Source organism: Microcystis sp. M53598_WE2 (genome assembly GCF_030067735.1).
Classification (GTDB): Bacteria; Cyanobacteriota; Cyanobacteriia; order Cyanobacteriales; family Microcystaceae; genus Microcystis; species Microcystis aeruginosa.
In genome coordinates this window covers 1-1,283 of record NZ_JASJFE010000321.1, presented here as the reverse complement: position 1 = coordinate 1,283, position 1,283 = coordinate 1, and the positions used below count along the sequence as shown (strand labels likewise).

The 1,283-nt window shown below is 45.3% G+C and carries 2 protein-coding genes; both read right to left on the bottom strand.

Translation table 11 applies throughout. The features are described 5' to 3' along the window. The coding region (locus PX636_RS06995) for an RRXRR domain-containing protein (RefSeq protein WP_353853459.1) at positions 1 to 369 on the bottom strand (369 nt) is incomplete at its 3' end. A 218-nt stretch (positions 370 to 587) separates the two neighbouring features. Further along, on the bottom strand, positions 588 to 908 hold the full coding sequence (locus PX636_RS06990; protein ID WP_002752253.1) for a P-II family nitrogen regulator: 321 nt from the start codon (positions 906 to 908) through the stop codon (positions 588 to 590). Positions 909 to 1,283 lie beyond the last annotated feature (375 nt).

Below are 1,283 nucleotides of genomic sequence, written 5' to 3'. Positions count from 1 at the left end.
TTGTCGATGCGCTCTTAGATTAAAAGAAAGTTGGCGGTTAATCCGTCTTTTTCTACGTCCTCTTCGCATTAAGCAGCGATTGTCTAGGCACTCTCTTACTCGCTTAAAAGGAAGTTCTAAGTGAGCCTTCCAAAGAGTAAAAAGGGAGGATTGAACACCAATTCCAGAGAATAATTTACCCGGGTCAATGCCAATAGCAATTGGTTGGGTTTTGCTATCGGAAGGTTCAGTGGTTAGCTGGACATAGAAAATATCTAAGTCGTTGAATTTACCGATAGCTTTTCCTTCCTTAATCCACCGCCTGGCCCGACTGGGTTTGGTGGGCATTAACGGTTTTCCGTCTTTTGAGATAACAGGAACTCTTGCTATGGAGATAATCCTTAAGAGTGAAGTTAATGTCCCTTACCGCAACACAATCAAGATGTCTTGTCTAACAACGCTTTACCAATAAAGCTTAGAGAGAATCCGAACTAGGGAAGCATTCGGAAGTCTGTGCCAGATTGTGTCTCGATGCGGTAGTCTCTACTTGCGTCGCCTAAATTGGTCTAGGCAAGCCCCGTCCCTTTTAGGGCGGGGTTAGTGACGAATCAAATTATCTCAAACCCAGTCAACGCTTCGACATTTTGTCGGAAAGCGATTAAGGCATGATTAGCTTGATACTCGACGAGACCAGAGAAGATCGCCTCCGAGACTTCCTGCGAGACAACGGTTTTGATCTCAATATTGGTGTTATAACCGACCATATCTCCCTGGCGGTTGCCGTGGCGACCTGCGCCCTGGGCTTGCGAGAGGGTATAGCCAGTTACGCCTAACTCTTGCAGCAGCTTGATCATGCGGTCTTGCAAGACGGTTTCACCAATGATGACAACCAGTACAGCCGGTTTAATGGGTAGGGATGAGGATGACATGGGCAACTCCTAAAATGGGTTTTTCAAAGACAATACTATTGACATCCTCACCACGCCACTTTTTTAGGATGGTCGCGTCAATGGGGTTGACGCAGATAGCGAAAAACGCTTAATTGCTTAAGTCTGACACTTTCGACCCGTCCGTTTTGAGTGTCCGAATGCCGGACGGCCACTTTGAACAAGTCGAAAAAATCTCATGTTCAACCTTATTTCCTAGAAAGTTTTACTCGTTCAAGGCCGAATTTGAATTCTTTTCTGAACTAAACCCCCTACTATCTGTGGTCAGGGTTCAGTTTTTAGCTTGGTTATCGCTTTTTCCATTGTAGCTTAAAGCCGTCCTCAAAGGACGGGGTTTTCAACCCAAATTTTCGATAA

What these genes read in the sequence shown, in the direction of transcription:
- PX636_RS06990 (WP_002752253.1), bottom strand. Translation starts at nt 908, where the DNA reads ATGTCATCCTCATCCCTACCCATTAAACCGGCTGTACTGGTTGTCATC.